Genomic DNA, 6,805 nt, shown 5'->3' with positions numbered 1-6,805 from the left:
CCACCTCGCGATGGACACCTTTGCCTTCGGCTCGTGGTTCCGACTACTACGGCCCACAGCGGATTTTCACCGCCTAGTTAGCGCCCATGCCGGGCGCACCACCAAAAGACGGTTCATCGGCCAAAACTACCGATGAACCGTCTTATTTAATGACTGACTTCCATACATAAGGTTAGGTTCCAACCAGTTGCCAGCGATCCAGACCAAATTTGGCGAACGATAAGGCGGACAAGCACACACAATATGTCCCACCCAGATGATACGCTTTACCCCCAGACGCTGTCGGCGATGCGCTTCACCAGTTTGAGCTTGGCCCACTGCTGATCCTCGGTGAGCTGGTTACCTTCCTCTGTAGAGGCAAACCCACATTGCGTGGATAACGCTAGGTTGGCTAGGGGAACCTGTTTGGCGGCGTCGGCAATCCGGGCCTTGACTGCCGCTTCATCTTCCAATTCAGGGAACTTAGACGTCACCAGCCCCAAGACCAGCCGCTTCCCGGTATCGCCGTTCCAAATCTTCTTCAGTGGCGCAAAGGACCCCGCGCGGTCGCTATCGTATTCCAGGAACAAGCCATCGTAGTGCAATTGGCCAAGGTAGTCCGCAACATCATCATAACCGCCCGAGAAGAGGTAGGTCGACTTGAAGTTACCCCGGCAAATGTGGGTGGTGACCGTCAAATCTTCCGGTAAGTCTTCTAGCAACTGATTGATCACATGAACCGCATCTTCGGCGAGACCCACATATTTTTGATGGGCGGCTTGATCATCGGCCGTCTCGTTCAGCTTGCTGATGAGGAAGGCCCAGGTGGTATCGTCCAACTGTAAATACCGGCAGCCTAAATCATAGAAATGGACGATCGTTTCATGATACGCCTTGGCCAAATCATCGAGGTACGCATCCCAGCTGTCATAGAACTGATGCCAGTTGTCACTCCGGTTGTCTCGGAACAACATGGTTGGTGATGGGATTGTCTGCTTCACAACCACGCCATCCGGTACCAAGCTTTGGAGATACTGGAAGCTTTCGAAGAAGGGATGGTCCGGATTAAAGGCAATCTTGCCCACCAAGTCGGCGTTATCAGTCCGGGTCTTGCTGCCGTGGAACTTATAACTTTGCTTATAGTCATAGTGGCCGACCCCATTTAAGCCCCACAGGAAGTCCAAGTGCCACCAGCTCCGGTTGAATTCCCCATCGGTCACGGCCTTCAATCCCAAGTCGATCTGTTCTTGAACCACGCGCTTCGTTTCAGTCCGTTGCACAGCCTTCAATTCATCCGCGGTAATATCCCCGGCGGCAAATTTCGCCCGGGCGGCCTTTAAATCAGCGGGACGCAGGAGACTGCCCACAACATCGTAACGGTAAGGGTAAGCTTTCAAAGTCGTTGTTGTCATTTGTAAATTCCTCCTAGATTTTAGTGATTCGTCATGGCAGGGACCAAAAAAACGCGCCCGTCCCCTGAACCAATTGCTTAGTTCAAGGGACGAACGCGTCGTTTTACCACCCTAGTTTACAAGATCCTCACAGACCTTGTCTCAACGGTACCTGTTGATACCCGGAAAGTTAACGGTTCCTACCGATCAAGCAGCGTGAACCGCCTGATAGCTATTGGGAGCTCATCTTCATGGTTAGCCGCTGACCCGTTCTCACTTACCGGGCTCACTGAACAACGCCGACGCCACTACTCTTCTCCTAGCCTTTTATGACAAATCGATTAGAAATTAATGATAGTGTAGTCTTCCTAAAACAGCCTGTCAAGGTCATTTTCAAAAATAACCGGCCTAATCCAACAACCCGTGGCTCTTCAAATATTCCCGCGCCACTACGGCCGCTTTTTCATGCTTGACCGACACACGGTAATTCATCTTCTGCATGTCAGTGGTCGTCACCTTACCGGCTAACTTGTTTAAGGTCGGCCGTAACTCGGGATGCTGGGCCAATAATTTCTCCGTCATCAGCGGTGCGCCTTGGTATGGTGGGAAGAATTGCTTGTCATCCTTCAAGACCACCAAGTGATACTCCTGAACCTCGGGGTCCGTGGTATAGCCGTCGACCAAGTTCACCTTGCCATTAGCAATCGCCTTATAGCGGATGGACGGCTCCATGGTCTTCACACTGGCAAACTTCAGGCCGTACGCCTTGCTCAGTCCGGGATAACCGTCCTTCAGCTGATGAAAGTCGGGGTCGAACCCGGCGTGCACCTTATCCTCGACCGCGACCAAGTCCGACACGTTTTTAAGATGGTACTTCTTGGCAAACTGCTGGGTCACGGCTAAGTCATAGCCATTTTGATACTTCATCGGCTTCAAATAGGCCATCCGATGCTGCGACTTCAGCGCGTCCTTCGCCACCTGATAGGTCTTGGCCGGATCGTGACTGGCCGACTTCTCGCCGGTGACCAGTGATTCGAGGACTGTTCCGGTGAATTCGGGATAGATATCAATTGACCCCGATTGCAAGGCCTTAAACAGGAAGGACGTGGCGCCAAAATTGGCTTTGGTCGTCACCTTAATGTTCGGATGATCGTGTTGAATAAGATCCTTATACATATTGATCAGGATCTCGGGTTCACTGCCCAATTTCCCCGCAACGGTCAGCGTGGTTTGCGGATGGGCTAGCTTACGGTACCCCGCAAAGCCGCCAATCAGCACGACCAACGTGGCCAGTACAATCCCGGCCTTCTTGAAGGATAGCTTGCCGAGCCAGTCGATGCCGGCTCCAAAGACTAACGCCAGGATGGCGGACAGGACCGCCCCAATAATCAAGAGCGCATTGTTGTTGGTTTCAATCCCCAACAGAATGTAGGTCCCCAGCCCACCGGCACCAATCAAGGCGGCCAGCGTGGCGGTCCCGATAATCATGACCGTGGCGATCCGAATCCCGGAAATAATCATCGGCATGGCCAGCGGCAATTCAATCCGAAATAATTTCATCCGCCGCGATAGCCCAAAGGCCGTTGCCGCTTCTTCGAGGTTGGGGTCGATCGTGGTCAGGCCGGAATACGTATTTTGGAAGATCGGCATCACCGCGTAAATGACCAGCGCGATGATGGACGGAATCGTTCCAATCCCCACGATGGGAATCAGAATCCCCAATAATGCCAGGCTCGGAATCGTCTGGAGCACGCTGGTAATCTGGAGCATCACTTTCGCGGAACGTTGATGATTCATTAAAATAATGGCTAACGGAATCGCAATCACCGCCGCAATCAACAGTGAAATTAGCGATAATCCAATATGTTGCCCAATGGCGCGGACAATGTCGTCGCCCTGCGTCGTTAAGATATGCCAAATGGCTTGCAAGCTAGTCCGCCTCCTTTGTGGCTAAGTAGTCCAGTAGATCCGCCGTTTCCAGGGAACGGTTGCCCTGACTCGTGGCCACCACTGCCATCTTAGCGTGTTGTAAGGCCGCGGCCAGCTCGCTCACGGGGGCTGTGGCGGTTAACGTGGCCGGGCCCGTCGTTTCTTGCCCATAGCCTTCATTCAGCAACTGCTGGATCGTCGCCGGTTGTGGTGCGTGCTCATTTTGGAAAAAGCCACGCACGAAATCGTTGGCCGGGTGCTGCATGATCTCATCGCCCGTCCCAATCTGTTGAATATGTCCCAAGCGCATCACGGCAATGTGTTGGCCCAAGCGAAGCGCTTCGTGCATGTCGTGCGTGACGAAGACGAAGGTCATCTTAAGTTCCCGGTGTAGCCGCAATACCAGGTCTTGAAGTTGCTTACGCGAAATGGGGTCCAGTGCGCTGAACGGTTCGTCCATGAGCACCACCTTGGGCTTAATCGCCAGTGCGCGGATGATCCCCACCCGCTGTTGTTCCCCGCCGGAGAGCTCACTGGGCATCCGGGTCGCGTACTGGTCGGGGTCCAAATCAACCTGTGTCAACAGGTGACGGGCCCGAGCGATCCGGTCCTTGCGCGGCCACCCCAGTGATTCCGCCTGAATCGCAATATTTTCTTGAATGTTGAGATTGGGGAACAGGGCAATATTTTGAAGCACGTACCCCATTTGTAGCCGCAACTGTTTGAGATCATAATCAATGATACGTTTGTCGTCAAAATAAATGTTGCCATCGGTTGGCTCGATCAGCCGGTTGAGCATCTTCAACGTGGTGGTCTTGCCGCTCCCGCTAGGTCCCACGAGGACGAAGAAGTCGCGGCTAGGGATCGTCAAGTTCAGTCGATCCAACGCCAAATTGCCTTCATACTGCTTGCTCACGTTTTTAAACTGTATCATGCTGACCCTCCATGCCTATCTATAAGTCGTTTAATCCAGTTAGTTTCTCATTTTTCCTACAGTGCCTAATTATACTAATCTTCCTCAGATTACCTAGGAAAACGCCTCAGCAATTCGTCACCGCAGTAGCTTCTACTTTACCGTTTTTTGACAGACCTGTTAATATTAAAAATAAGGTGTTTTACCGTAAAATATTTAAAAAGGAAGGTGTTGGCCGTTGCTCGACCAAACGGATCTCCAGATTCTCAAAGCCCTCACCCATAATTGTCGGCTCAAGGTGAGCCATCTCGCCCAACGCGTTCACCTGACCGCCCCCGCCGTCACCGCACGGATCAATCGACTGGAGGACACGGGCGTGATCAAACGCTATACCATCGAGGTTGACACCGAGAAGCTCGGCTACGATCGCCAAATTTTCATCCGAGCGGCCGTCAAAGACGCCACACAGCGCCCAGTCTACCGCCAATTGATCAAGGACTACCGCAACGACATTCGCCACCACTACCGGGTCTCCGGCGACATGCCTTACTTGATTGAAGGGGCTTTTCACTCGCGTGGCGACCTGAATGACTTCCTGTTAGCTCTCGGTGAGGTCGCCACTTATAAGGTGATTGATGTCATCGACGAATTAATCTAATTGCGCAAATTGGAAGCGGACACGGTGGCAATCTGGTTGTGTCACTTGCCAAACTTCGTCGCACCAGTTTCTTGACCACCTCCACAAAAAGTGCTGTAATCAAGATAGTTATTACCCTGATAGTTTATAATACAGGTGGTTATTCTAAAATGAGGTGGAAGAACATGGATGAAGTTGTTCAAGCACTGCGCGATATCGTCAAGATGAATACCGTTAATGGTGCTGAGAAGCAAGTAACTGACTACATTGCGGCGTTACTCGCTAAGCACAATATTAAAAGTAAATTGGTTGAATACGCGCCAGGACGGGCCAGCCTGGTTGCCGAAATTGGTGACGGCAACGGCCCCGTCGTTGGCTTCGACGGTCATGCCGATGTCGTTGCGTTAGGCGATGCGTCCAAATGGAAAGTTGATGCCCTCTCCGCAACCATCAAGGACAACCTGATGATCGGCCGCGGAACTTCGGATATGAAGTCCGGGTTAATGGCCGGTGTCTGGGCCTTAATTCATTTAAAAGACCAGAACGTCCCTCTACATGGGACGCTGCGCCTGATGGCAACGGTCGGTGAAGAATACGGCCAATACGGTGCCAAGCAGTTGGGAGAAGCCGGTTACGCCAATGATCTCCAAACGTTAATCGTGGGGGAACCCAGCGGGGCAGCTAAACAATTGTTGATGCAACAACAAATTCAGCACATGCTACAAATTGACCAAGCGGGTGCTGAGAAACTGGCCGCCGCCAACCACACGAACGAACAACATTTCATTGAATTGGCACACAAGGGGTCCTTGACCTACACTGTTCACTCCAACGGCGTCGCTGCCCACAGCTCGATGCCCGAAATTGGGAAAAACGCGATTACGCCCCTGATGGCTTTCTACCAAAAGGAAGAGGAGTATTTCGCCTCCGTCAAGAATTATCGCAATCCGGTACTGGGACCCGTTACGCCCGTCGTAACTATGGTTCGGGGTGGCGAACAGATTAACACGGTGCCCGCCACTGCGGACCTATCCGTCAAGATTCGGACCATCCCCGAATTGCCAAACGCCGACATGTTGATCGCCATTAAGGAAATCATCGCGGACCTCAATGCGGCCGGTGCCGATTTGTCGCTGGACGTTCTGAGTGACTTACGGCCGATGCACACCATGGAAGACGCCCCATTGGTCAAGATTGCCAAGGCCGTGGGTGAAGCTAACCTGGATCAGAAGCTCCCTCTGATTGGGGTTCCCGGTGGCACCGACGCTTCTTCCTTCCTGGCGTTCAATCCAAATATTGACGTCGTCGTCTTCGGCCCCGGAAACATTACGGCCCACCAGGTCAACGAATACGTGGACTTGGACATGTACCATCGCTTCATCACGATTTACGAACAAATGATTACGGAACTCTTGCACTAGCTTTAAAGCGCGTACCGTTCTTTTAACCGACGGTCGTGATTATCCCTTGAATAAACGGGATAATCGCGACCGTCTTTTCAGCCATCACGAACCCCTCACTTATTATTAACTAAGGGTTGAAAGTTCACGAACACGCTCCAGTCCCTAGCTGGTAAGACTTATCGCCATTAAATTAGTCATCAACAAACACCTGCGGCTGCCAGAGATTCCGGCGCTGTGGGGACCGCCTGCGGCCTGAGGAACGGTCCTCCGGCTCGGTTTGAAGCCTGATAAAAACCATCAGTCTCCAAACACGTCCCGCGCTGTAAGCTGTTGCACAGCTTACACCGCTGTCACGGCTACTTTCATCTCTGGCTGTCTCCGGTTACGATGATTGAAAACTACTAAGCGTGCGGTGACATCGCTGAAATGGCAACGTTCTGCCGGTTTAATTGGATACATCTCATGTAGCCGTGAGTGAGTCAAATTTGGTCTCAGCCGTGGGATTTACCAAGCGATTTTTCTTGGTAAATGGCGTCTTTGAGACGCGGGCTGA

General features: G+C 52.2%; 5 protein-coding genes. 2 read left to right on the top strand and 3 right to left on the bottom strand.

The annotated features are described in order from the left end of the window. Window positions 1-266: 266 nt before the first annotated feature. From HEQ50_RS12310 to HEQ50_RS12300, 3 genes are all read right to left on the bottom strand, one after another. Window positions 267-1,391: a vitamin B12 independent methionine synthase gene (locus HEQ50_RS12310; protein ID WP_168900794.1), complete on the bottom strand. Its 1,125-nt coding sequence runs from the start codon at window positions 1,389-1,391 to the stop codon at window positions 267-269. Between the two features lie 387 nt (window positions 1,392-1,778). Continuing rightward, window positions 1,779-3,299, bottom strand: coding sequence for an ABC transporter permease/substrate-binding protein (locus HEQ50_RS12305; RefSeq protein WP_168900793.1), 1,521 nt, complete (start codon window positions 3,297-3,299; stop codon window positions 1,779-1,781). A 1-nt stretch (window position 3,300) separates the two neighbouring features. After that, complete coding sequence (locus tag HEQ50_RS12300; protein ID WP_168900792.1) at window positions 3,301-4,233, bottom strand: ABC transporter ATP-binding protein; 933 nt, start codon at window positions 4,231-4,233, stop codon at window positions 3,301-3,303. 217 nt (window positions 4,234-4,450) lie between these two features. Between HEQ50_RS12300 and HEQ50_RS12295 the strand changes: the two genes are divergently transcribed. Next, window positions 4,451-4,870, top strand: a complete 420-nt coding sequence (locus HEQ50_RS12295) for an Lrp/AsnC family transcriptional regulator (protein ID WP_168900791.1) — start codon at window positions 4,451-4,453, stop codon at window positions 4,868-4,870. 164 nt (window positions 4,871-5,034) lie between these two features. Continuing rightward, entirely contained in the window at window positions 5,035-6,270 is a 1,236-nt protein-coding gene (locus HEQ50_RS12290) for an ArgE/DapE family deacylase (RefSeq protein WP_168900790.1), read from the top strand. The last annotated feature ends 535 nt before the right edge of the window (window positions 6,271-6,805 follow it).

Source organism: Lactobacillus sp. HBUAS51381 (assembly GCF_012641095.1).
GTDB lineage: Bacteria > Bacillota > Bacilli > Lactobacillales > Lactobacillaceae > Levilactobacillus.
The sequence above is the reverse complement of the archived record's forward strand: the minus strand, read 5'-3'. Positions and strand labels throughout refer to the sequence as shown.